This window comes from Eubacterium sp. AB3007, from assembly GCF_000688015.1.
Lineage (GTDB): Bacteria > Bacillota > Clostridia > Peptostreptococcales > Anaerovoracaceae > Aminicella.
Genome location: NZ_JIAD01000001.1, coordinates 1,095,853 through 1,121,519 on the forward strand (window position 1 = coordinate 1,095,853; position 25,667 = coordinate 1,121,519).

The 25,667-nt window shown below is 52.3% G+C and carries 20 protein-coding genes and 1 pseudogene; 2 read left to right on the forward strand and 19 right to left on the reverse strand.

Annotation, left to right across the window (positions count from 1 at the left end; translation table 11 throughout):
- From P156_RS0105465 to P156_RS0105515, 11 genes are all read right to left on the reverse strand, one after another.
- Entirely contained in the window at positions 1–1,236 is a 1,236-nt protein-coding gene (locus P156_RS0105465; RefSeq protein WP_027869269.1) for a YbbR-like domain-containing protein, read from the reverse strand.
- On the reverse strand, positions 1,223–2,080 hold the full coding sequence (cdaA, locus tag P156_RS0105470; protein WP_034802277.1) for a diadenylate cyclase CdaA: 858 nt from the start codon (positions 2,078–2,080) through the stop codon (positions 1,223–1,225). The genes P156_RS0105465 and cdaA overlap by 14 nt, the downstream gene beginning before the upstream one ends.
- A 160-nt stretch (positions 2,081–2,240) precedes the next feature.
- A complete protein-coding gene (gene hpf, locus P156_RS0105475; RefSeq protein WP_027869271.1) occupies positions 2,241–2,768 on the reverse strand; it encodes a ribosome hibernation-promoting factor, HPF/YfiA family in 528 nt (175 codons plus the stop codon).
- Positions 2,769–2,885: 117 nt separating this feature from the next.
- The gene (locus P156_RS0105480; protein ID WP_027869272.1) at positions 2,886–3,761 is read right to left on the reverse strand and encodes a tyrosine-protein phosphatase; all 876 of its coding nucleotides are present in this window, start codon (positions 3,759–3,761) and stop codon (positions 2,886–2,888) included.
- Between the two features lie 259 nt (positions 3,762–4,020).
- The gene (locus tag P156_RS0105485; protein WP_185752146.1) at positions 4,021–5,571 is read right to left on the reverse strand and encodes a glycerophosphodiester phosphodiesterase family protein; all 1,551 of its coding nucleotides are present in this window, start codon (positions 5,569–5,571) and stop codon (positions 4,021–4,023) included.
- A gap of 34 nt (positions 5,572–5,605) precedes the next feature.
- On the reverse strand, positions 5,606–6,736 hold the full coding sequence (locus tag P156_RS0105490) for a glycerophosphodiester phosphodiesterase family protein (protein WP_027869274.1): 1,131 nt from the start codon (positions 6,734–6,736) through the stop codon (positions 5,606–5,608).
- Positions 6,733–8,112, reverse strand: a complete 1,380-nt coding sequence (locus tag P156_RS0105495) for a hypothetical protein (RefSeq protein ID WP_027869275.1) — start codon at positions 8,110–8,112, stop codon at positions 6,733–6,735. The genes P156_RS0105490 and P156_RS0105495 overlap by 4 nt, the downstream gene beginning before the upstream one ends.
- Positions 8,113–8,156: 44 nt before the next feature.
- Positions 8,157–8,954: a response regulator gene (locus tag P156_RS0105500; protein WP_027869276.1), complete on the reverse strand. Its 798-nt coding sequence runs from the start codon at positions 8,952–8,954 to the stop codon at positions 8,157–8,159.
- Positions 8,935–10,452, reverse strand: coding sequence for a sensor histidine kinase (locus P156_RS0105505; protein ID WP_034802282.1), 1,518 nt, complete (start codon positions 10,450–10,452; stop codon positions 8,935–8,937). The genes P156_RS0105500 and P156_RS0105505 overlap by 20 nt, the downstream gene beginning before the upstream one ends.
- Positions 10,453–10,606: 154 nt before the next feature.
- Positions 10,607–13,129: a Cna B-type domain-containing protein gene (locus tag P156_RS0105510; RefSeq protein WP_027869278.1), complete on the reverse strand. Its 2,523-nt coding sequence runs from the start codon at positions 13,127–13,129 to the stop codon at positions 10,607–10,609.
- Positions 13,130–13,476: 347 nt separating this feature from the next.
- Complete coding sequence (locus tag P156_RS0105515; protein WP_185752147.1) at positions 13,477–13,779, reverse strand: hypothetical protein; 303 nt, start codon at positions 13,777–13,779, stop codon at positions 13,477–13,479.
- A 315-nt stretch (positions 13,780–14,094) separates the two neighbouring features.
- Here P156_RS0105515 and P156_RS13730 point away from each other — a divergent pair.
- A pseudogene (locus tag P156_RS13730) lies at positions 14,095–14,214 on the forward strand (IS3 family transposase); the annotation flags it as partial.
- Between the two features lie 110 nt (positions 14,215–14,324).
- Here the strand turns inward: P156_RS13730 and P156_RS12755 are convergent.
- The 7 genes from P156_RS12755 to P156_RS11690 all read right to left on the reverse strand — a co-directional run bounded on the left by P156_RS12755 (position 14,325) and on the right by P156_RS11690 (position 22,774).
- A complete protein-coding gene (locus P156_RS12755; protein WP_185752148.1) occupies positions 14,325–14,999 on the reverse strand; it encodes a ComF family protein in 675 nt (224 codons plus the stop codon).
- A 71-nt stretch (positions 15,000–15,070) separates the two neighbouring features.
- Positions 15,071–15,808: a transposase gene (locus tag P156_RS0105525; RefSeq protein WP_027869280.1), complete on the reverse strand. Its 738-nt coding sequence runs from the start codon at positions 15,806–15,808 to the stop codon at positions 15,071–15,073.
- 133 nt (positions 15,809–15,941) lie between these two features.
- On the reverse strand, positions 15,942–18,155 hold the full coding sequence (locus tag P156_RS0105530; protein WP_027869281.1) for an ATP-dependent RecD-like DNA helicase: 2,214 nt from the start codon (positions 18,153–18,155) through the stop codon (positions 15,942–15,944).
- 30 nt (positions 18,156–18,185) lie between these two features.
- On the reverse strand, positions 18,186–19,457 hold the full coding sequence (locus P156_RS0105535) for a hypothetical protein (RefSeq protein ID WP_027869282.1): 1,272 nt from the start codon (positions 19,455–19,457) through the stop codon (positions 18,186–18,188).
- Positions 19,458–20,423 carry a 3'-5' exoribonuclease YhaM family protein gene (locus P156_RS0105540; protein ID WP_034802286.1) on the reverse strand — a complete coding sequence of 322 codons (966 nt, stop codon included), beginning with the start codon at positions 20,421–20,423 and terminating at the stop codon, positions 19,458–19,460.
- Positions 20,424–20,537: 114 nt separating this feature from the next.
- Positions 20,538–21,428 (reverse strand): DMT family transporter, encoded by an 891-nt coding sequence (locus P156_RS0105545; protein ID WP_027869284.1) that lies wholly within the window; start codon positions 21,426–21,428, stop codon positions 20,538–20,540.
- Complete coding sequence (locus tag P156_RS11690; protein WP_051600686.1) at positions 21,425–22,774, reverse strand: hypothetical protein; 1,350 nt, start codon at positions 22,772–22,774, stop codon at positions 21,425–21,427. Before P156_RS11690 ends, P156_RS0105545 begins: the two co-directional genes overlap by 4 nt.
- A 257-nt stretch (positions 22,775–23,031) precedes the next feature.
- On the opposite strand from P156_RS11690, the gene P156_RS0105555 reads away from it, so the two are divergent.
- Positions 23,032–24,231 (forward strand): arginine deiminase, encoded by a 1,200-nt coding sequence (locus tag P156_RS0105555; protein ID WP_027869285.1) that lies wholly within the window; start codon positions 23,032–23,034, stop codon positions 24,229–24,231.
- 96 nt (positions 24,232–24,327) lie between these two features.
- Here P156_RS0105555 and P156_RS12760 read toward each other — a convergent pair whose 3' ends face one another.
- Positions 24,328–25,662: a L,D-transpeptidase gene (locus tag P156_RS12760; RefSeq protein ID WP_051600688.1), complete on the reverse strand. Its 1,335-nt coding sequence runs from the start codon at positions 25,660–25,662 to the stop codon at positions 24,328–24,330.
- Positions 25,663–25,667 lie beyond the last annotated feature (5 nt).

Consider the following 25,667-nt stretch of genomic DNA (forward strand, 5'->3'; position numbering starts at 1 on the left):
CTATCTTCCTTTCTTTTCTTGTCCTTCCTCTTGTCCAGGGTCTGCTGTAAGCTTCACCTGCACCTTTCCTGTGTGATCATCGACCTGAACGTTCTTGACAGAACTGCTCACCTTCAGAGCGACCTTATGGGTGCCCTCCGCAAGGCCGCTGACATCGCAGGATGCAGATACACTTGCAGCATCAACACTCTCCAGTGCTTCACTGGTCCCCGTGAGTTTAACGGTGATATCCGTAGAAATGACCTCTGCCGACAGCCCTTCTCCCACGCCACTGATCCCGATCGCCGCAGGATCCAGTGTTACAGTCTTGTCCCTCAACAGAGACTTCACGCTGACAGTAAGATACAGCTTCTCCGACTCTCTTGCCACCGTGATCCCCTCCGGGAGCACCGGGATGATCTTGATTTTCTTATCTTCGGTAATGTTGGATATATCCACAGGCTCCGCGGTGATGGAGTCCATAGTCTCCAGAACAGCGCTGTCTCCTTTTACTACGATGGTTTCCGGTGCTTCCACCGTCCGTTCATATTTCGCGTCCGAATCTCCGTTCACAGGCACATCCAGTGGAACTTCCTTTGTATAATATAGGATGGAACTGACGATGGCCTGTTTCTGCGAAAGACTCACGTTCTCTACCTTCTTGCCATTCTTGTCTACCGGGGTCAGGGTACTCTTCACGGAGCTTTCGCTGTCTCCTACCTTGGAAACCTTCACAGTGGCCTGCACATGATCTACACGGCTCACTCTCCCCTCTACGCCGGCGACTTCCACCTCTTCGGGATCAACTCCCAGCAGGGAAGGCTCCACGCCTTCCTCGGTCTTCCCACGGTATTTCACCTCTACCGACTTGTTATCTCTCACTCGTTGTTCCACTCGTACGGTAACTTCCGTGATGCTCTGTTGCACCACGTAGGTGTTCCCCGGTACTTTGAGATGGATCTTCAGGTTGTTCTCTCCCAGCGATGCTTTCGAAACATCTACCGTAGCATCGATGTCCTCAGCATTTACCTTGGAGATCACAGACCGGTTACCAGAGAGCTTAACATTCAGTTTGGAGGTACTGACACTGGCAACTGCCATGTCCTCATCCTCCAGGATATCGCTGTTGGTGATGGTGATCGGTATCGACTTATATTCCTTGGACACATCCGGGTTCTTCTCTCCCACCACGTAGGCCCATAACGCGATGGCAAGGATCAGGGCAAGGATGAGATTGCCTTTTTTACTTTGTAGCATGTTTGCCTCTCTTTCCCAAACGCTTTCCTATCCTGCCGAATGGACCGGAAAGACGTGGCAGATCGTTCATGTAGAGTTCAGTCAACATCTTCTCTACGTTACGCCGCTCCATAAAACGGGTGATACGGGCATCCCGCGCAACAGAAATAATGCCGGTCTCCTCGCTGACGATCAACGCGACCGCATCGGAATTTTCCGTGATCCCTATGCCCGCTCGGTGTCTTGTTCCAAGGCTCTTGTTCAATTCCGGATTCTCTGACAAAGGCAGGACACAACCTGCAGCACAGACCTTGGATCCCCGGATGATGACGGCACCATCGTGTAGCGGTGACCCTTCATAGAAAAGGTTCCCAAGAAGCTGCGCGGAGATTCTTCCATTGATCAGGGTGCCTTTCTCTATGATATCCTGCAAGGAGATCTCCCTCTCAAAGATGATCAGCGCACCGGTCTTGGTGGCAGAAAATTGTCCTACCGCCTCTACGATCTCCTGGATAATACTCCTTGCATCGTCCTCCTCGACTTGCCTGATCATGCCCTTGGTCAGTTTGCTGCGGCCGATGACCTCCAGGCCCCTGCGCAGCTCCGGTTGAAAGATCACGACCAGAGCGAACAGACCTACCGTAAAGGTCGCACCGAGGAACCAGTGGATCACCTGCAGATCCAGAAAATCCGAGATAAAATAGGTTGCCACCAATACAAGAAGCCCTTTCAGAAGCTGCTGCGCCCTGGTTTCCTTGATAAACTCCAGGATCTTGTAGATCACAAAGGTGGTGATCAGGATATCCAGAATATCGTTGATCCGAATGTCCGATATGAGATTGGTTATCATTGATTCTATGTTCATGCGTTTACCCCTTTTTCAAGTCCAGTATCATTCTACAGGATACGCACTGTTTTTTCAAGACAATGTCCCGGAAAAAAGCTTTGTAAACTGTGCATCTGCTCCAGCACAATCAAAAGGCGGTTCAGAGTGAACCGCCGCGGAATTCTGTATCTTTGGGACATCAATAAGTGGTCTCCAGGAGGCCGTAATTGCCGTCCTTTCTCTTATATACCACATTGACACTATCTGTCTCCATATCCAGGAATACGAAGAAGTCATGGGAAAGCATCTCCATCTCCAAAATCGCCTCATCTACGCTCATAGGAGTGAGCTGGAACTTCTTGCTCCGGACGACTCTGACCTCCTCCACTTCCTCGTCCATCTCTGGCAGGTATTCGAACTTGAGAGCCTTGTTATCATTGTAACGTTTGCGCAGCTTGCCCTTGAACTTAGACATCTGACTGGAAAGTTTGTCGATAACGATATCGATTCCCTCATGAATATCCTGCGTCACCTCTTCAGCTCTGAACACAGCACCCTTGGCATTGATCGTGGCCTCGATCTTGTCCTTGCCTCTTTCCTTGGAGAGGACGATATTGGCAACGATCTCATCGGAAAAGAACTTGCTGAGTTTGTCGAACTTCTTCTCAACGGTGTCCTGCAGCTTCTGATAGGTGTTGAAATTCTTTCCTGTGATGTTAACCTTCATAATGTGACCTCCATTTCCGGTCCCGGCCAATCCGGGATCGCTTTTTATCATTGTACCATATCATGCAGATATTTACAATTGACTTCATGAAAGCCACAAGAAAAATCTGGTTTCGGTCTATTCCAGATAGATCGCCTTCAACTGCTTCAGATCCTTATCATTCAGGCCATAGGCTTTCCGGAAAAACTTCCGGTAGGAACCGTATTTCTTCTTCATCTTGCGGAGTGCGTAACGAAGATCCGCCTCTGAAACGCCCCGGCTGTATTTGCCATATGTGCCTGCCCCGTATTTCGTGTAGACGTTGTTGGTCAGGCAGTAATCTCTGATTGCCGTCTTCTCATCCACACCGAGGGCGATCAGGGTCATGCAGGAGGCAATGCCTGTTCTGTCTTTGCCTGCGATACAGTGCACCAGTAAAGGGTCCCCCTGCCTGTTTTTCAGCAAGTGCCGGAAATAGGCACGATAAGCCTTCCTGGAGGCCTTGCTGTTAACAAGGTTGGTGGTGTTCTTCCTGACCACCTTGCGGCGGCTCCCGGCAAAAGTCCCGTAGAACCTGGCAGATTCCGCGCTCTTCCCCAGAGTGGTGAACCGGGCATTCCGCTTGATGGCCTTCTGATCCGCAAGCTTCCGCTCCTGCTTGATAGGTATATGCACAAAGACTGCCCCAGGGACCTTCCGATCCGGACAATACTTCCGATCCGCCACATACCGCAGATCCAGGATCTTGCGTATCCCCATCTGTTCCGACATGCGTCTGATATCCGTATCCGAGGCGTAGGTCAGTTCCCCGCTTCGATACAGCACGCCACTGCGGACCCTCTTCCCACTGCTGGTCCGGTATCCTCCCATATCGCGAAAATTGAACACGCGATCCATCTTCACCTCATGATCAGACAGGCGAACGGGATTGGACACCGCAAAAACTGCGCCCACATCCATAGATACGAGCACAGCGATCATGATCAATAACAGAAGCATTCTGATTCTTCTCATAAGATTCCTCATCTGTATTATGTTGCCCCATCGATGATCGATGGAGTACATCGACGGCCGGGCTGACCTGGTCTTTGCCCCCACACTTGCCTTGACCGGGATTTTCCCGAGGACTTACATCTAGAGCGCGCCATGATCACCGCGGCCTCTTGCTCACGGCTTACGTGGATCCCTTTGCCCGCGCCTGGCCTGGATTTTCAACCACAGACCCCGGCCGTCACTGGTTATTATAGCAAGGCGGGGCCGGAAAATCAACCGCTTACTGTCCGGAAGACCAGGGGATGGAGGGAACGATCAGAGCATCCAGATCCAGAGACTCGGTCTTCTTGGCCACCAGATTGGAATCCTCGTTGATATGTGCGTACCCGGAAATGCCGATGCCTTTGCTGCGGCAGTCCTTCACCACGTTCTTTGTGATCTTTCCGTAGTATGTGGGCATGTTGTCGAATCTCAACTTGACACACGCCTTGGCGTAGGAGGTGGTGTTCCCGGAAAGCTCCGCACAGACCAGGTTCAGTTTCACCCTGGACAGGCGTGAATAGTTCTTCTTGCTGTCCCGGAAGTTGCGGAGGGAAGCGGGGTCCATGGCTTCCACCTCATAGCGTTCTGGATGCGCCACCTTATTCAGCCGCTTCGCCAGCTCGTCCGTTTGCTTTCTGGTCCAGGGTTTCCCAGGGTTGGACTTCATCTCGATCTGCCCTTTGCCCTTGTACTTATCCGTAATGGCGATAGCATCCTCCATTCGCATCATCCTCTGGTTGTATTTCTTGGCATTCTTTCCCTTGGTTACCTTCAACTTCAGGATCTTGGCCGCCGTAGTCCCAGTGATCAAACCCTTGGTGGAGGTCATATCCTTCAGCTGGTTGTCATGGCTGACGATGAACTCAAAATTCCCCTTGCTGTCTGGCTTGCTGGGCCACAAGTCGAAATTGGTTCCGACGAACCCTGCCTGCATCCCCTTGGTCAGCGCTACCCTGGAGTTCTCCGGGAAGTTGTTGGCAAGCCCTCGGTGCGCAAAGAACTGGTTGTCGTGCTTGCCGATCTTATACGGAAGAACCTTGACGGCACACTTGTATTTCTTTCCCTTGACCTTGATCTTGATGGTGGCGCTCCCTGGCGCGAGCAGGGTCACCTTCCATTTGTTTTTTCCGGTCTTCTTCACAGCGATGATCTTCTTCTTCGCCTTCTTTAGCTTGACCAGCTTCCCCTTCTTGCTTCCGGTCAGCACCAGTTGAAAACTCTGTCCTCTGGTAGCGCGGATACTGCTGTAGTTGAGTTTCGGTCCCTTCTTGGTAGCGTTCACCACCAGCTTACCCGGTGCACTCAGTGTAGTGACTCTGGTACCGGCGTTCCAGGGAGATGGGTCTGCCTCTGCAGATCTCGGAGTCCTGCTCTGTACCGTATAGGTGGTTCCCGGCTTCAAATCCAGAAACGCGATGGTGGTTGCCCCATTTCCGGCCTTCCGTATGGTCTTTCCTCCATCGATGGTGTACTCGATGCCAGCCTCTGCTCGGATCACCACGCTGGTCCTGCTCCTGTGGAGCACGTTCGGAAGCACGGTCGGCACATCCTGCACTTTCCCCTGCATGGTGACCGGCGCCTCCGGTGTATCGGACTCCTTCGGTGTCTCCTGCTGCGGCTCCTGTTCAATCCCAGAAGGTTCCTCTTGAGGATCGTTTGCATCCTCCTGCCCCCCTACTGTTTCCGGCGGGGTTGCCGCGGTCTCCTCTCCAAACGCAAAGCCTGCCTCCATCGGCCACAATGCGATCACCAGCGCAAGGGCCATGATCGCCACAAGTACTCTTTTCATTATCATGCTTCTCATCATTCTGCTTCTCCACTCGTTATGCCCATGGAATGTCCGACACACAGATCCAATCCAGTCGGAACATTTCTAGGTCCTTTGCCGTCTTGTTTGCGTCGCTGTGCATTCCAGCGTACGCGCCGATGCCGATATTCTCCTCCCGGCAACGGTCCACTACCTGCTGGTTGACGATTCTGCTGTTGATATGGATGTTATCGAACCCGCTGGTTTTGGCCCTCTCGATCTTTCCCATGGCATCCATGGCCTTCTGGACCACCAGATTCAACTCCAGATCCAACCCCACCTTCGCCTGGCTCTCTGCGAACCGTGTCAGCGTTCCCTCGTCCACAGCTTCGATCTGCCAGGTGGCAGGAACCTTGCGGGATTTCAGCGCTGCGGCCAGTCTGTCCGTCTGAACAGAGGTCCAGTTCCCTTTCATCTCGATTTGAGCGATCCCGCCGTATTTCTTTGTGAGGTCTACTGCGTCAGCCAGCAGAATCATCTTCTGCCTGGATTTCCTGGCACCGCGCCCCTTCGTGATCTTCGTCCTGCGAATGTCCTGCGCCAGTGTCTCTCTGATGAGCCCTTTCCGAGACGTCATCTTCTTTAGAGAATCATCGTGAGACACCGCAAAGTCAAATCGGCCGCTGCTGTCTGGCCTGGTGGGGATCAGATCAAAAGCGACACCTCTGAACCCGACCTTCATCGCCTTCTTCAGCGCGATGGCTGAGTTCTCCGGATACTTCTCTGCGTATCCTCTGTGTCCGATAAACACCTGGCTGCGTTTTCCGATCCTGTACGGCAGCACCTGCACCTTGCACCGGTATTTCTTTCCCTTGTGTTTTTTTACACGCAGGGTGGTCTTTCCGGGCTTCAGACAGGTGACCTGCCACCGGTTCTTTCCGATCTTGCCGATCCGGACGATTCCCTTCCTGGAGGCTATGAGCTTTCCGGCCTTCCCTTTCAGGGCGATCTGGAAGCTAAGATCCCTGGTGGCAGTGACGCTGCGATAGCTGAGCCTGGCCCCTTGCTTTGTGCGAAAGACCGGCGCCGCCGACGCTCCGTGCACAAAGCCTCCCTCCAGGAAGCCAAACATACTGACAACCATCACAACAGCGATGACGATGGCGATGTTTTTCCTGACTTGTTTCTCCATATGCTCCTTTCTCATGGCAACGTCACCTGAAATACATATGTTTTCCGATACTTACTGTAGATGGGTTGCACGGATTTTCGTTTGGTTTTCTTTCTCTTCTTGTTGGCCTTCTGGATCTTCTTGATCTTCTTGCGATCCTTTTTGCTGAGCTCTGACTTGACGTGGACGGTCCCGTAGAGCTTGTTCCCTACATGAAAGACGGACTCCAGTTCTCCGGTCAGTCCCAGCTGAATATCCTGCAATCTATGCCCCTCCCGGTCGAATAAGGTAACCGTGTTCTTGGTGGAGGTCTGATATCTAGACTGAGACAGGAGAATATAGTCGCCCTCCATCTCGATCCCCTGGATGTAGGTCGCCGGATTATGGTTCAGAACAAAACGTTTGGTGGCCACGAACCGGTTGTTCAGCACATACATATACCCGTTGTAATCTCTGGCCCGGATATAGTAGAGGTCGTTCTTGCTGTCATACCCCAGGGCGTTGAATCCCTCTGGTGTGTCCCGGAACCGGGCGGTATTCACGTGCACCGTCCTCAGCACTTTCAGGGACCCCGGGTCGATGATCCGGAGGTTTGGATCTTTCTTCTTGTCTCCGGTAGCGATGAGCTTTCTGATGCGCTTGTTGTAGACGATGCTGTTCGCATGACCGATCCGCAGAGATTTCGACACCTTCAGGAGTTTTTTGTCTGCCAGCCGTATTTTGGCGATACGGATCTCAACGGTCTTGTTCCCCTGCTTATCTCTGCACCTGTACTCAAAGCACATATAGAGATACTTGCCATCAGAGCAACTCCCCTCGCCGATATCATGGTTCAGCAACTTCTTCCCGGCTTCCTTTCGGATATCCAGCAGCTTGCCTCCCTTTTTCAGAAAGCTGACCCTGCCTTTGGCCGATCGCTGCATCCACGAAGTGGTCCAATGCCCAGAATAAACAGGCCCCTTCTCCGTCCGGCAGACCGCACGCACCCGAACACACCAGGTGGCAGGCTCCTGAACCTGGAGATGGATGCCTCCGGCACCAGCCTTAACATTGATGGTCCTGGCACCCCTCCAGAGCGCACTCCTGGCATACTGCACCTGGTATTCTTCGGCAAAAGGTACCTCCTCCCACTGCAGGAAGAGGTCCTTCCCTGTTCGCTGCACCCTGGTGAGTTTCACGCCAGCCAGTACAGATGGGATCTCTTCCTCCACTGGGATCTCTTCTTCCGCCTCTTCAGGAACTATCTCTTCGGAGGCCTCTACTACCGGCTCCTCCGTATCCTGTATCTGCTCTGCAGCAGTCTCCCCCAAAGGCGCCTGCGGCTGTGCCTCTTCCGCCCAACATGCTCCAGGGAGCAGAAATACCCCTGCGATCAGCACTGCCAAAACCATATACTTTCTGTTTTCTGACATTCTTCCCATAAATACTATTCTAACACCCTTAAATTATAAGCCGATTAAACAATATCGTATTCCTCCTGAAGGATGTTGGACAGGATCGTCTCGCCCCACGAGTATTCCGAAAGGAACTCCCCGGCAAACTGATCTCTAAGTTCCATGTTCTTCAGTTTCCAGGAATAGTAATCGCAATCGAACATATCCGTGTTGACCATCTGTCCTCGTGCGGTGGAGATCAGCAAACCACCCAATCCGGCACTTCTTAGAGAGGACCGGAGCCTGCGCAGGGCATTGTAGTAGACGGTCATGTTCTCATTGCTATACGGCCTGTTCTCCCATATGATGCTGTAGATCTCCTCATTACTGATCTCTTTCCCCTGCCTGGTAACGATCAGCGCCAGGATCTCCTTTGCCTTTCCTGTAAGGTTGATCGGAATGTTGTTCTTCCTGACGGTGAACCTTCCAAACGTCTGGATATAGACGTCTTTGTTTTGTCTGGTGGCGAGGATCCTGATCTTCTCCATCATCAGCTTCAGGGTCTCCCTGGTGTACGGCTTTATGAGATAGTAGTCCCCGCCGATCTCGTTGGAATCCCGGATGTACTCATCGTAAGCCGTTATGAATACAATAATAACATTACGCCTTATCTCTCTCAATTTCTGAGCGAGGGTGATCCCATCCATGATCGGCATCTCAATATCCAGAAACGCTACGCTTACCGGATCCTTCTCCATGTAGGCAAGCGCCGCTCTGGCATCTTCGAATTTCCCGACCAGGTTGAGATCATCGATCCCCTCTGTCAGTCTTTCAAACTTCCGCATCATCAGCAGTTCGTCATCAACGATAATCGCTTTCATCTCTCTCCTCTGTTTTCGGTATAGATACCGTCACTTTCGTCCCGATCCCAATCTTACTCTCCACTTTCAGACTCGCCCCCATGACCTTCTCCAGTCGAAACTGGATATTTCTCAGGCCGGTCGAGTCCCCTTCTCCGATCCTTTGCCTCCTGTAGTATTCCTCCACATCGAAACCTACCCCTGTGTCCTCGATCTCAACGATCCACCTGTCCGCCCTTTCTCTAGTCCGAACGTATACAACGCCGCCTTCCGGTCCTCTTCCATAGATGCCGTGGCGGATGGCATTCTCTACGAGGGGCTGAATGGTCAACGGCAGGATCGAGAACCGGGTGACCCTCGTATCGTATTCCATGCGAAGTTTGTTTCCAAACCGCATCTTCTCTATACTGACATACGCTTTCACATTCTCCAGTTCCTGCGAGAAGGCAAGCGGTTCGTCCTTTGTCATGGCCCTGATGCAGCTTCTGAGGTGGACCGTGAAATACCCCAGCAATTCCGAGGCGTATTCCGGATCCATCAGAATCACCTCCTGTATGGATCCCAGGGCATTATACAGGAAATGCGGTTGCATCTGGCTTGTGAAATTCCGGATCCTGCTCATGCGGAGTGCCTGTTCGAGCTGCTTCTTCTCCTGCTCTCTTTTCTGCTGCTCGGTCAGGTCGTAGATCACACAAAACATGTGAACATCGTCTGTCTCCTGATCTTTATATAGGTAAAACACTTCACGGCAGGGCAGGATCCCGCCTTCTTTTGTGCTGATGGAAAACAGCACAGAAGCCCTGAGGGTTCCACCGTAAAAGTGATTCAGCAGAGCCTCCGGAGAGCCGACCTCTCTGTATTGCTTCTCATTCTCTACGACGAGGTTTTCACAGATCCAATCGTGAAGATCGCTATACCGGGGGATCTCCTCCAGGGAGGGAATTCTCTTGATGAAACGCTTCTCCACCGCCGTGATGTCATCCGATTTCTCAAGAACCAGATCTTTGCTGAGATTGATCTCCATATACGCCGCAGAGCTGGCCAGCACGGCTTTCATGTGATTCGCTTCTTTCTGCTGTAGGGAAGAAAGCTCCGCCCTGTGCCTGATCTCCCGCTGCATCAGGTTATCGATGTTCTTGACCCCCATGTAGACGTGTGTCCCCTCTTCAGTGGGCTGCAGCGTCGCTGTGATCTGATGATAGACCTCTTTCCCGTTTCTCTTGATGCGGTATATGAAAGTGTAGTACTTGTCATCCTGCAGACCCCTGACAAGATTATCGCGGGAAAGCATCTCCAGGACGTACTCTCGATCGTCCTCTGCTATGATTTCTTCAACTCCCGATGGAAGAGCTTCGAAAAAGTTGTCTCCGGATTTCTCTAACTTAAGCTTCTTGTAGTCTTCGCTCTCATGAAAGCATTTGTATGCTGAGGTCTCAAGATCGATATCATAGATTGTCTCAAAACTTTCAAACAAAGCCTTTGCGATCAGTTCATAATCCATGTAAATACCCTTATCCAAGTCAGCACATCCTCCCCTGTCGCAGAATCAAAAGCCAGATACTTTACCTTTTATTGTAGCATCCACGAGGTTCATTCGCAAGGGAAGAAAACAAAAGGGCATTCTGCATCCAATGCAAAATGCCCACACTTATTTAATCCATCTTCTGTTTAACTCATTCAGTCTTGCTCATCTTCCTTCTGTGAAGAAGAAGTGCTGTGAGCAATCCCACCGAAACCAGCAATGCTGCCATGGAGGCGAGGAGATTGTTAGTGTCTCCTGTGTCCGGGTTGGAAGAGTTCTTGGATGCTTTGGATGTCTTCGATGTCTTCTTGTTCAAAGACTCCTCGGGGGGAGTTGGTTCTTCAGGCGTTGTCTGCTCTGTATTCGTTACCACGTAACCCTTTTCCGCATCTCCTGTGATCTCGGTATCGTATCCGTCAAGACCGTCCTCTGTTATTGTATATTCGATCTTGCTTCCGTCCTTGTTGTAGACCGGCAGATCCCTGAATGAGTGCTTCCAGTCAGTTCCATCTGTGATCGTCGCACTGTCGACTTCCTCGCCATCTGCAAAGAGCCTGACCACGATCGCATCTGCCTGGTTACCGACCCATTTCTTTGTGACATCTACAGATGTCGTCTCTGTATTCACATTCGTGACCGTATATCCGTCTTGGGCATTTCCTGTGATTTCTGTCTTATAGTTATTCACTTCCGGCTCGCTGATCGTGTATTCGATCTCTTTGCCGTTATCGTATTTCTCGAGATCCCGGAAGGTGTGCTGCCAGTTGTTGTCACTGCTGAGCTCGACACTGTCGACTTTGTTCCCGTCCGCGAGAAGATCGATGGTGACACTGCTCTGGCTGGGACCTTCCCACACCTTGGTCACCGGGACAGACACCTTGCCGGAGATGGTATTGGTGAAGGTAAAGCCATCCTCTGCGGTTCCACTCCGTCCGGAAGTATAACCTTCTAAATCCTCCTCCTGGACATCGTAGGTGATCTCGTGTCCGTCAGCAGGATCGTACTTGGGGAGATCACGGAAGGTGTGCTTCCAGTCGCCGTTTGCGGTAAGCTCAACTTCCTCCTTCTTATTTCCATCGGCCGTCAACGTGATCTTCACACTGTCTGCAGGTGTTCCCACCCAGGTCTTCTCCACCGGGATAGAGATTTTGTCCATCTTATTGACCGCAGTGACCGGTGCCACTCGATCCGAACCGAAATCGCTCGGCCCCACCACCAACGGTTCCTGCAGAGGCACAAAGCCTGTTGGGGCTGTGATCTCCCGGATCTCGTAGGTGTCTTTCAGCAGACCCTTCACTTCTGCGTATCCGTCGCTTCCGGTGGTGATCCTTCCCACAACCTGGCCACTGGCCTGACGGGTCACTTCGAACACTGCGCCTGCAAGGGAGTTCCCATCCTCGTCTTCCTTGTGCAGCCGGATGGAATACACATAGCCCTCCGCTGAACCACCTGCTTCGTAGAAGGTAGCGTTTGCAGATGCGTTGTAATTCCTGATTTCGGTGCCGGTCAGGGTTGCATCGTTGCGGATGACTTCTCCGTCCACCATATCGTACTCTGTGACAGCGTTATATCGGATCCGGATGCCCTCATCGGCAGCGATATCTCCCAACGAAATGACGTAAGACTTGTTCCCCTCTCCCCAGGTCACTTCACACTGGCTCGTGATATCTGTCGAATTCGTGATTTCCCAGTCGCCGTGCACCGCTGCCCAGGTGCCCTTCAGGATCTGTAGAGAACTCGGAACGATGCTGACACCCTCGTTCTTCATAAAATCTTCAATCTTAGCGTCCTTGATCTCGTTCCCGCTCGTGTTGACGTTGATGTTGAATGTGATGGTCCTGTGGTCATCCGAGGCCAGCTGCCAGCCGCCCTTGGTGATCATATGCGCAGTAGGCGTCGGGATGCCGATGAAATGAACATCTCCCCCATATACGACATTCCCGTTCACGTCGATATTCAGAGGGATATCCTCTGCTTCGTCCACCTTATCTCTATCGACCTTCACGTACACATGGAACTTCCCGGTGATGTCAGAGTGATTCTCTACGAAGTCCGTATAGACGATGTTGATGGTTTTGTTCGGCCCGTTGATGGTGGCTCTCGCCACTACGTTTCCATCTTCGTCGGTGATGTCAAACCCCGCCGTCTGATCGAATCTCAATTTCTCAGGAAGGGTGATCGTTGTGGTATCCCCCGCGTGCACCTGTCCGTTGGGCAAGGCGAACTTGGCGTTCAGCCGGAACACCTGCCACTGGCTGATGTCCCCCACAGGGCCGCTTCCGTCACTCAGCAGTGCCTCGATCTTGGTGATGACATCATTCTGCACCGCTCGCTTTGCGCTTTTCTTCGGTTGCTCGTTTGATTCCTGTACGGCAGCCGGCTCTTCGGCGGCCTGTTCTTCAGAAGCGGCAGGTGCGGATTCTTCCTTTTCAGTTTTCGGTTCTATTGTATCAGATGTGTCTGATACTTCGGCTACCGTGTCCTCGTCCTTCGACTCTTTGGCGGCAGCAGCCGCAGTATTATCGTCTGTCTTCTGTACTTCCTTTGTGATCTCTTCTTTCTGTGCTGCATCCTGGCCCGCATCCCCTTCTTCAGCGAACACTGCCTGATTACCTATCAGAAGAGACCAACACAGAAGAACGCTGACCATGATCACAAAAACCTTCCTTGACATCCTTTTTCTTGCATGGACTCATTCTCCTTTTGCTCATGACATAACAAACTAAGGAGGGAGTTTGTACACGCCCCCAAAATATACATGATTATATACTTTCAACACTAACGTTATACTAACAAAAAGCGTGCAAAACATATCTTTGCACGCTTTTTGTTTTATTAATTTCGTTAGTTTCGTGTTAGTACCGGTTCCACACCCGTCCGCAGGGTGCTTGTACGCATTCCCCTTACTCCTGAAATACGATCTCAATTATTGATCTTTCCCTGCTGTCTGTATAGACACAAGGGATGTCTCCCTCTACGCTACCACTGGTTCTCATCCTCAGCTTGTTCTTTTTTGATTCGTTAATGAATTGTACTCTTTTCATAATACGTCTCTGTTATCGCTCTTGAAGGGGTGCTGTCAACTCCAGGTAAATCAACTACCATCCTAAGATCTGCCTCCGTGATTATCCTTTTCCCATCTGGGGGTCCCTCAAGCATAGAAGAAAAATGCGAGACCCCTACCATAAACAAAGTTACTATCAATGCCCCCAGTCCGATGACCTTTATAACTTTTTTCTGTTCTCCATTATTTACATCACCTTTATCATCTGAAACCATCGTAATCAGACCTTTAGGGAAGAAACTGTACCAGTGAATAGGCATTTGCTCCAACTGTCTTTCCTTTATGGAGACCATTTCCGTTTTTTATTCTCGCTTGGTGTTTGGCTCCGTCATCATAAGCTTGTACAGTATCTTCATTGATTAGTGTTGTGTTGTAGTTGTATATTATTTTGACATAATGCTTTGTTCCTTTATCCGTGACATACTTTCCAGCTGATTTCGGTTTCGGCCATTGCTTTGAGAACTTTCCCTTCACGGTTTTGCTATAGGTTCCAGCAAACGAAGTTGTTGCTCATGTACATAATACTATGATTATTGCCAAAGCAATCACTGCGCTTTTAAAAGCAATACAGAAGCTTCGATGAACTCAAAGATGCGATAGACAAATACATACGTTACTACAACCAAAAGCGCAGCAAAGCATCTCTTGGATACCGGAGTCCAGTTGAGTACTGGGAAGAGATATTAGCTGCATAGAAAAACTCCAGCGATCTCTCGCTGGAGCAAAAGTCTAACTTTTGGGGGGCACCTCATTACATACTTGTTTTAGATAATTGTCTGATTCGAAATACTGAAATCAATTGATTTCAGTATTTCGCCGCAAACGCCAGAAGCATCACGTCACTTGGTTCCGCCTGGTCCAATGCCCTCCGGCACTCTCTGGCGGTGGCGCCGGTGGTGAAGAAATCGTCCAAAAGGAGAACACGTTTCCCCACAAGTTCCCTGGCCTGGGGCCCAAGCGAAATATGCCCGCGTATGTTGTTTTCTCGTTCGGTCGGAGAAAGTCCTCTCATCGGTCTTGTATCCTGCGTCCTGACCAGTGCCTCCGGCAGGCATACCGTGCCTGTGCGGTCCGCCAGGTACTTCCCGATCAGCGCAGCGTGGTTGAAACCACGCTTTCGCTGTTTTGTTTTGTGCATAGGGATGGGAACGATCACATCGAACTCCAGGCTTGTCAGCGCCAGACGATCCGCCATCATCTCCGCGATGCTCCGGGCGATGTAACGATGCCCGTTGTACTTTAGGGCAAAGATCAGACTTCTCTCATAGATTCCGTACTCGGCGCACCGCACCATCACCATGCCGTCCCTGACCAGCGGCGCTCCCCTGTCCCAACGGATGTGCCGGATGCAGTGATCGCACAGCCCATAAGTGCGGGTCTGGTCGATCAGGTTGCCGCAGCAATGGCAGTAAAGCGATGGCGGGAAGAGCAGATCCATGAATGTGTCGAATGTGTCAAAGGGGACGGTTCTTTTTGACACACTTTTCAATGTGTCAAAAAGAACCGTCCCCTTTGACACATTTGACACACCCTTTGCCATATTCTTACGTTTCATGCCCTTTGCACCACCCCTCGATTGATTCCTGTCAATCGTTCGATCTGCCGGATCGTCAAACCGATCTTTTTTAGTTCATGAAGGGCTTTGTCCCGGGATGTCTTGTCATACGTTTGAAGGACCATACCATTTGAAACATGCAAACATCTCATAAGGACAGCCTTTGCCCATTCGTCATCCCTCTTCTTCATTTCGAGAGCGCGAGGTTCATCCTCCACCTCCGCTCCGACCAACTCCCTATATACTGCTTTGTCGCCAATCATGTGGACCAGCGCAGAGGTGTCGACAAAAGATGAATCGTCGCCATATTGATCATAGCTGCTCCAGCGATACTCGTCCACATTGCAGATCCCTGCTTTCTTTGGATTCTGGAGGATGTACCTGAACACGGTTTTGAGAGCAATTTCGTTCTCGATCGGGACACTGTGAAACCTCCCCTGAAACAAGTGTCCCGTTCGCTCGTACTTCCTGTTGAAATATCCGGCGTAAGCGACCCCTATCTTTTTCATCATCGTTGCAACGCACCGATTCAGGTCGCAGAGCAGCAGGTGGATATGATTGTCCATCAGGCAATAGGCGTTGACCGCCACACCCGTTTCCCGGCTATACTTCTCCAAGAGGTAAAGATAAAACGAATAATCCCTGTCCTCTTCAAACAAAACCTGTTTGTTGATCCCACGGCATATCACATGAATATACCCAAATTGGCTGTGTTCTCTCGCAGTTCTTGGCATTTCACGCTCCTTTCCCTGACACCCCTATCAGAAAAAGGCCCCGATCCATTCTCCCAGTTTATAGAATAACCTCCAAACTATTACAATGTGTCAAAAAGAACCGTCCCCTTTGACACACCCTTTGACACACTCTTTATTCGAACTCCAACAGTTTCTCCAGGCGATACCGAAGACCGGAGTACCGCAGGCGGATGCGGTCGTTGTCGATCATGGCGTGCATGCGTTCGCGAACGCCCACCAGGACCACAGCCTGTTTTCCCCTCGTGACCGCCGTATAGAGCAGGTTCCTCGTGGCCAGCATTGGTGGCAGCCAGGAGATGGGCATCACCATCACCGGAAACTCAGAGCCCTGGCTCTTGTGAACCGTGACCGCATAGGCCAGTTCCAGCTCATCCAGCATACCGAAATCATACTGGACGAACTTCTCTTCGTCGAACAACACCGTCATGGTACCATCCTCCGGCGAGATATCCTGGATGAAGCCCACATCGCCGTTGAACACTCCCTGCCCCGGTTCCGGATTTCCGGGGATCCTCCACTCGAGCTGGTAGTTGTTCCGGACCTGCATGACCTTGTCTCCGGCCCGGAAAACCCGCCCTCGATGCGCCTTTTCCGGTGTCCCAGGCATCTTCGGGTTGATCTTTGCCTGCAGCACAGCGTTCAGCTCTCTGGTCCCGGTCTTTCCTTTCTTGGTTGGCGAGAGCACCTGGATCTCTGCAAGCGGATCCAGATCCCTGTAATACGCCGGTAATCGCCTGGTCACCAAATCCACGATCAGCGCCTGCATATCCTCCTCATTGCTCCGATCCATGAAAAAGAAATCCGTCTCCTTTCCGTTGACCGATGGATACTCCCCATGGTTGATCCGATGCGCATTCATCACGATCATGCTCTCCTGCCCCTGCCGGTAGATCTCCGTGAGACGCGCCACCGGCACGTAGTCGCTTTCGATCAGATCCCGGAGCACATTCCCTGCCCCCACAGAGGGCAGCTGGTCGCTGTCGCCCACCAGGATCAATCTGGTACCCGGCCTGAGAGCATCCGTCAGCGCCTTCATCAGCAGAAGATCGATCATGGACGCCTCGTCGATGATGACCGCGTCGTAATCCAACGGTTCCTCCCGGTTCTTCCCGAAGATCATCTCCTTGGTATCCTCGGAATAGTAATACTCCAGCAGCCGGTGGATTGTCTGGGCATAGTGCCCGGAGGTCTCCGTGATCCGCTTGGACGCCCGGCCCGTGGGGGCTGCAATAGCCACCGACAGATCGCTTTCCTCCAGAATATTGATCACCGCATTGATGATGGTGGTCTTGCCGGTGCCCGGTCCTCCCGTGATCACCGACACACCATGGGTCAGGCAGCTTCGGATCGCCAGTTTCTGTTTCTCAGAGAAGGGGATCCCCGCGCTCTCCTCGGTAAACCGGATCGTGCGGTCGATGTCCACGGACAAAGCCTTGATCTCCGCGTTCCGGAGAGCCGCCAGCCCGGCGCAGACCTTCTGCTCGGCATAGAAGTAGAGATAATCGTAGACCACCACCTCACCTTCGATACGATCGATCTGCAGATCCCCGGAAAGTGCCAGTTCTGTGATCCGTTCAGCCACCTGCTCCCGGGTCAGATCGAGCAGTTCACAGACCTGCTCCAGCAGTTCCTGCTCCGGCAGGTAGGTACTCCCGTCCGATGCAATATAGGACAGCGCATAGCGGATCCCGCTGTCGATGCGGTAGGGACTGTCCGCTGCCAGCCCCAGTTTCATGGCGATTTCGTCCGCCCGGCGGAACCCGAATCCGTACAACTCATCCACCAGCCTGTACGGATTTTCCGTCATCAGATTCACGGCATCACGCCCATAGGCTTTGTATAGTCTGAGTGCCTGCGCAGCCGACACGCCGTATTTTTGAAAGTACACGGACACATCCGCAAACTCCCGATGCGCCTTATATGCCTCTACGATCGTCTGCATCTTCTTCTCGCCGATGCCGGGTACCTCAAGTAGCCGCGCCGGTTCTTCCTCAAAGATGCGGAATGTATCCTCCCCAAAGGTCCGGACAATGACGCCGGCCATCTTGGGCCCAATCCCCTTGATGGCGCCGGAGGCCAGAAATCCCTCGATCCCTGCCGTTGTTTCCGGTAGTTTTTCCTCAGCCTCTGTGAAGACGAACTGCTCTCCGTACTTTGGGTGATTTCTGAAATTCCCCGTTAACTGAAAACAGGCCCCCTTGTTCGCAGATGGAAGATTGCCCACTACCGTGAGCAATTCTTCGTCGGTTTCCATATCTGCGATGGTGTACCCGTTTTCCTCGTTATAAAATATGATCTCGGTCAAAATCCCGGTCTTTGTTTCCATCTGTCCCCCTCTGATGTAACCCCGCCGACACTATCTGAGCCAGTGCACATATCTCGTTCTGACCTTGAACTTACTCTTGTTGAATTTCTTTGCCATCTTCAGGAGATATTTCCTGTCATTGTTGCGTGGATCCTGATGAACCTTGGCGATCACGTAAGTGAGAAGTTCCTCCGCTCTGGCGGGATCATCTGTGATCCCTGCCTCCATAATGTCATTGGCGTCGATCACCAGATCTTCGACGAACAGCGGCTCTCCGTTCCTTCGGATTTCACGCATCATGTGATTCCTGGCCTCGATTCGCAGTTCCGGCTGGTCATAGACGATCCTCTGGGCCTTGCTCAGGTTGTGGACATAGTTATAGCGATCCATGCCCATGGAGAACACGTATTGCTTCAGTTCCGGGGCATTCCGGATGAACTGGATCTTGATCATCTCTGTCATGGCATCGTGGAGATGCATCGCAGTCTTCTCGTCGAACTGCATGCGATCGATGGCCGCCAGTCCACGCTTCTCATTCAACACTGTGTAAAGCAGACCAAGTCTCCGCAGCCGGAAGGGCTTGACCTTGTCGATTCCCTCGCACAGTTCTACGAACTGTTTCCCCTCCTGCGCAGAGATCTTCCGAGCCACCTCTTCTCCAAAGATAACCGCCATCAAACCAGTGTCGAACATCATGTTCAGTGCCTTTCCGGCGTTGGGTCCAGTGAGGATATCCTCCAGATCCGCACGAATCGGCGCGATATCGTGATCCAGGAGTCTTCGCCAGTTTCTCAGGATAGCATCGTGCAGGTTGACAGACAGATCCATACCGTAAGCGGACACATATCGCATGGCCTGCATCATCCGGATAGGCTCCTTCTCGAACAACTCGTCCGCATCGCCGATGGTCTTCAGTAGTTTCTTCTTGTTGGCTTCCATGCCATCATAGGGATCCACCAGTTGTCTGGCGGGGTTGTCTGCGACGGCGCAAGCGGTGTAACCGTACTGGGAGATTTCCTCCTCGATGGTACCTCCAAGGTGATAGATATCACAGATGTAACCTTTGGTGTGCAGGACGCCCTTATCGTCCTCTTCCTCATAGGTGCGGTCCACCCGCAAAGCGCCTTCCTCACCCTCTGCAGCTTCTACCTCAGGTAAGATTCGCAGCACATCCTCCCGTGCAGCCTTCGTTACAAGCGTCCACGCCTCTGGTGTGATCCCAGCCGCATAGTCCATGATGCATTCCCCTGTAGCGTATGTCTCAAACCCCTCTTGCTCCAACGCCTGGAGCATCGCAAGTACGTCCTTCTCAAACTTGATCAATTACTCATCCTCCATGGGTCTATATAGTCTGCGGTTATCCAGTGTCCAGATCCGATCGGAGAACATCCCCGGATCGGTCGTCTCCAACGCGCTGAACATATCATACATCCGAGCATCCAGGATGTCCAGATAGTGCAACACTTCCGCCTCAGGAAACAGTGGCTTCTTGGGGCTGCCGAACTCTGGCTCATAGTGATGGGAAAGGATCATATGCTCCAGCATGATCGCCTTCTCCCGAGGGAATCCAAGTTCCTCGCTGAGTCTGTCCATGTATTTCACTCCCATAACGATATGCCCAAGCAGTTGCCCCTCGAAGGAGTAGCCCGGGGAGATCCCGTTCTCATCCGACTGGATCTCAAAGATCTTCTGCATATCATGGACGATAACACCGGCACAGACCAGATCCCTCTTCAGATCCGTATAGACCTCGCACAGAGCCAGCCCGGCCATGAGCATTCTCTTCATGTGATAGAGAAGACCGGCATACTCGGCATGGTGGTTCTTGGATGCAGCCGGGTAGTACATGAGTTTCTCTCTGTTATCCTCCAGCACCCGCAGACAGATCGCCCGCAGATCCTGATCCTCCATGTTCTCTGCGACACCGTGGATGTAATCGTACATATCCTTCGGCTTCTCAGGCGCCGCCTTGATATATTCCCCGATGACGATGCCATCCGAGGGAGCAGACAGGCGGATCCGGCTGATGCGCAGCTGCTTCTGGTTCTGCCACTCCGTAACCTGTGCCTTTACCTTGATCACATCGCCTTCCTTGATCTTCTTCAGGCTCTCCGCTTCCGCCTCAGACACGTCCCATTTCTTTCCGTTAACCTCTCCGGTCCTGTCGCCCAGAGTCAGATCCAGGTATAGCTTGTGGTTCGCCCCCATGCGGACAGCGATGCTCTTCACCATGAAAAAACTCATGAACTCCAGCCCGGTTTCCAGTTCATTTACAAATATTTCCTTCACTCGTTTCGCCTCAATTCCTGTAAAGATAACTCCACATCATTGTACCACAAAGCCCTCTCCGTGGCAACCGAGAGCACACAAATAATTGGGTATATTTTCCATATATGGTAATTGTCAGTCTTCTACCTCACGGGAGGACATCCACACGCCTACCAGCGTCAGAAGCATGCCCACCACGGTGAACCAGCCGGCCGGATCCCGGTTGAACAGGATTCCCCCTGCCACCCCCACTGCAGTGGTCAGATTCCCTACCAGGTTGTTGGCCATTGCAGCGTCGATGTGGGCAATGATCTTGTTGAAAGCGATGTAGCACAGACTGGAGCAACAGATCCCCAGAAAAAGGATCGCCGCCAGCAGCTTCCCATTGCTCAGGCAGATGGTATAGGTATCCATGCCGTGGCCCCGCAGCAAACACACCAGGTTGAACACGATCGTCCCTACGAACGCCATCACCGCTGTGATCTCCAGCGGGCCATAGGCTCGGCTGGCCGCCTTGCTGGCAAACGTGTAGACAGCACCGGCTACCACTGCCCCCATCATATAAGCATAGCCTCTCATACTCCCGCCCAGTTGAAACGCCGGCGAAAACACGGTAAACACCATCACGCCAAAAAAAGCCAGAAGAATGCTCCCCACACTCCGCCTGCTCAACCTGGCACGCCAGATCACCGCCTCCATCAGCAGCGTCATGGTAGGGATCGTCGCAATGAAGATCGAACTCACAGACGGGGACGTATGGCTCAGTCCAAAGATCTCAAACACAGAGTAGATCCCAGGCTCCAGGATTCCTGTGAGGAGCAGGTACTTCCACTCCGGCTGGCGGAGGTCGATCCGAATCACCCGAAAAACAATCAGTCCGCCAAAGAGCAGAGACGCCAGTGTCCAGCGCAAGGCCAGTACCTGAAACTCATCCACATAATCCAGGGCTTTGTTCAGCACAACAAACGACAGCCCCCAGAAAAGGGCTGTCATCGCAGTCAGCAGATAAGCGACGCCTCGGTTCATCCTCTCTCCTTCCCTTCTGCCTCCCTGGAGGCTTTCTGAAGGAGCTGCCTCTGCCGCTTCTGGGCGAGGCTGAGTCCCCGCCGCACAAAGCCTTCGCCGTACTCGCGCCGCACCTGCACCGCATAGCGCTTGCTCTCATCGGTCATCTTGTCCATCTGGTACTCCACGTTGTCCCGCACTTCTATGGAAAACTCTCCAAAAAACGCGCGCATGCTCTCCAGGATACAGATGGCGGTCTCCCGCACAGATCCTGAGAAGCGCTTGGGCATGCCACAGATCTCGTTCTCACAGATACATCCCGGTACCGTCACCTTGGCCGCATCCAGATCATAATGCGCCGCGTTTTTGAAATTCTGGACCGCCTGAACCTGCATGCCACCGCTCATGCGCTCGATCCGGAAGGAAGCAAGCCATACCAGAAACAGTTGGGCGAACTTCACATCCCGCAGATTCAACCCAAGGGGCGAGAAGGGATGCAGGTCATACATCCGGAACTCGATGTGGTCCACTCCCTGTTCCCGCAATGCCTCCAGGCTGTATTTCCCGGCAGGCTTGATGCGGATCGGATAATAGAGTTCTCTGGCTGCCACCAGCATCTCCTCATCAACGTAGGATTGGATCTTGTCCACATAAGCATCCAGATCTGTATAGTCAAACATGGGCGAAAACTGATTCCAATACCCAAGCTCGCTGCAGCGTGGAGAGGCCATCCCGCAGAAGTCTGTTCCATCGTAGACGCCCTGCTGGAAGAAAGAACTGTCCATCACCGGACTGGCCGCCATCAGCGCCACCAGCACCCATCCATAGGCAGCCGCTTTTTCCGCAAGATCCACATAGAACCTGTCCTTATAAGCACGATCGTAAGGGACTCCATCGATCTCAGCGTTTCGGGCCAGCAACTCATCCGCAAAAGAATAGTTGACGTGGATCCCCGAGTAGGTCATCAGATACCGCCCGTACCGATCGCTGAGAAATTCCCGGTAAGTGGTATTCTCTCGCTCCTCTCCATAGTACTGGGCGATGCGGATGTCCCTCTCATTCTTGATGTACGGTGGATTAGAAAACGGCCACAGACACTCCTGCCGGTCTTTCCGGCACAAAGCCTCCTGCACCTGCGCCATATACCCTTCCATCGCATCGATTGCTTCCTCTGCCGTGTCGTAGGGAGAGGTGTTGATCTCTATCTGATCTTCACTGAAATCTCTGGAAATATGAGGATCTCCAGGGAAAGGATGGGCGGTATGTGCCAGATGCCCATCCATGGTGATCCTGTGGGACTCCAGTTCAAATCCGAACTTTCCCTTCAGTAGTAGTTTCTTGATCGTATCATCTTCAATATGTAACATAGTCACTTCCTTTCTTCCCGTCTATCTTACCATATATGTCAATGGGTGTGTAAAGGTGTGTCAAAGGTGTGTCAAAGGGGACGGTTCTTTTTGACACACTTTTCGGTGTGTCAAAAAGAACCGTCCCCTTTGACACACCTTTGACACATTTGACACCCTTTGGTGCACATCCAAAACAAGTGGACAATCCGTCCTATTCGGATTATAATGAGAGTGTAATAGACACTGTTATCAATTGGAAAGGAAGGTAATGGAAGATGAAATTAGCAGCTCATAATTTTTCCGAAATCGGAAAGCTGAATACCGTCATCATGCACCGTATCGGGCATGAGGTTGAGGGACTCGTTCCGGAAAATTTCGAGCGTCTGCTCTTTGACGATATCCCGTATCTGAAGGTGGCACAGGAGGAGCACGATCGTTTCGTGGAGATCCTCGGCGAGAATGGTGTAGACGTGATCTACTTCGCTGACCAGATGGCAGAGGCACTGACTGATAACGCCGTCAGGAAACAGTTCGTAGCCGACTATTTGAGTGAGAGCAATATTTATTCCGAGGGAGTGAAAGAGGCGATCACCGAGCACCTCATGTCTCTGGACGCCAAGACTATGGTCGACACCCTCATCGGCGGACTGAAGAAGGAAGATGTGAAGGAAATCCCTGCCAAGACACTGGCCGACATCATCACTTCTACCTATCCGTTCTATCTGGATCCTCTGCCCAACATGTACTTCACCAGAGACCCACTGGCGTTCATCGGTGACAAACTCTCCATCCACCATATGAGCACAGAGACCAGAAGAAGAGAAGCCTTGATGTTCAAGTATCTCTACAAGGACACCGCTGAGCTTTTGTACGATTATGACGGTCCTTATTCCGTAGAGGGTGGCGACATCCACGTCCTCAGCGACAAGGTCATCGCCATCGGCCTTTCTCAAAGAACCAGCGCCAAGGGTGTTGAGACTTTGGCCAAGAACATCCTGGACAAGACAGATTTCGAGAAGATCCTGATTTTCGATATCCCCAAGACCCGTGCTTACATGCATCTGGATACCATCATGACCATGGTCGATAAGGACAAGTTCGCTATCCACCACGATGTAGAGGACATTCCTAACAAGTTCATCGTCACCAGAGGCAAGGGCGGTGAACCGAAACTCACTACCGTTACCGATTCTCTGTCTGATATGCTCAGGAAAGCTCTGGATCTGCCTGCTATCCAGCTGTTGCGCTGCGGAGGAGACGACTTCCTCGCCGCACAGAGAGAACAGTGGGGCGATGCCGCCAACCTGCTGGCCATCGCTCCGGGCAAGGTCATTGCATACAGACGGAACACCATCACCAATGATATTCTGGACAAGGTGGGAGTAGAGGTCATCACCATCCCGGGATCCGAACTATCCCGCGGAAGAGGCGGCACACGCTGCATGGTCTGCCCAGTGAACAGAGAGGATCTGTAAGGTTTTCCGACATCAACAAAGCAAGAGGTCGCTGCAAATGCAGCGACCTCTTTTTCTCTGGGTGTGCGCAGGCCAGCCTGACCCTTGCGCACATATCTATTCTGTTTCCTCAGATTCCGCAGCGGCAGGCACCTGGTCCGCACCCTGGTCGGTCGCAGGTTGTGCTGTTTCTTCCGGTGCCGCCTTCAGAGCCTTCTGTGTTGAGGGCTGCTGTGCTTTCTGCTCTGGCTGTTCCGGCTGCTGCGGTTCCGGTGCCACTTCCTTCGCCTTCACCGTATAGGTCGCCACCTTGCTGACCACCTTCTTCGGGTACGGATTGGTGACAGCATACGTCACCTTGTAGGCATCCGCCTGGTCAAACAGGAAATTCTTCGCCTCTGTGGCAGACAGGATTCTCTGTGACCCATCTGGTTTTGTGATCGTCACCTTGATGGTACTGGTCAGGTCGCGGCTCAGGGCCTTGGCGCTGACACCAGCCAGAAGGTTCGCCCTATCATCCTGGTTCAGAGCTTTGTTCGTCACACCGCTGATAGTGCTCTGATCGATGACCCGGAAGGTGAAGGTCTGGCTCGTTCCTTTGCCGCCTTTCTTGATGCAGTACTTATCCTTGATGTAGTAAGTGACCCTGTATTCTCCCAGGCTTCTGGTAGAGAATTTTTTGATGGACATGGAGGCGCCGTTCCTGGTCAGTTTGGTGATCTTCATGTTTCCGGTCAGGTTCTGGATGGCGTTGGTGTTCATCACTTTGACCCCTGCCCGCAGAGCGTAGTTCTTTCCGTAAAGCACGTTGGTTGCCTTGTTGATGGTGAACTTAGGCTTGCGCATACGGAAGACCGGGTTCTTCTTGTCAGGGTCGGTAGGATCCCAGGCGCGGCCGTGCTTCTTCACGTACTTCACCGGGGCCGGTTTCCCAAGCGGCCCTGCGTGGCTGCTGCTGTAGATGGTGACTCTGGTCCCGCGGGCACAGTTCTCATAGATCCACTTGGCATCCATCACCGCAAAACGGATGCATCCGTGGGTGACATGCTTGCCGATGGTATAGTAAGTATGCGCTTTCTGGCGGTTCTTCTTCGGCTTGGCGTAGCAGGGAGAGTGCAGGTAATACTCTCCGTGGAAGCGGGTGGTATACTGCTCATAGGTCGTCACGCCCTCGGTAACCATGCGGATCCAGCGGAACTTTCCACCCAGGCGGAAGGTCCCCGATGGTGTCGGTGTGCTCCGCTTCCCCACGGAACAAAGCATGGCGCGGTACGGTTTCCACTTCCCCCCGGAATGCTTGTAGACGGTGGCAACACACTTCTGTTTGTTGACCTTGATCCAATACTTGCCGGAAGCGGCACTGGATGGCGTCTCCGTCATTGCAAGCATGGCTGCTGCCACTGCGATGATCAGGATCAGCGAAGCCGCCTTTCTTTTCAACAGGTTGCTCATCTTTC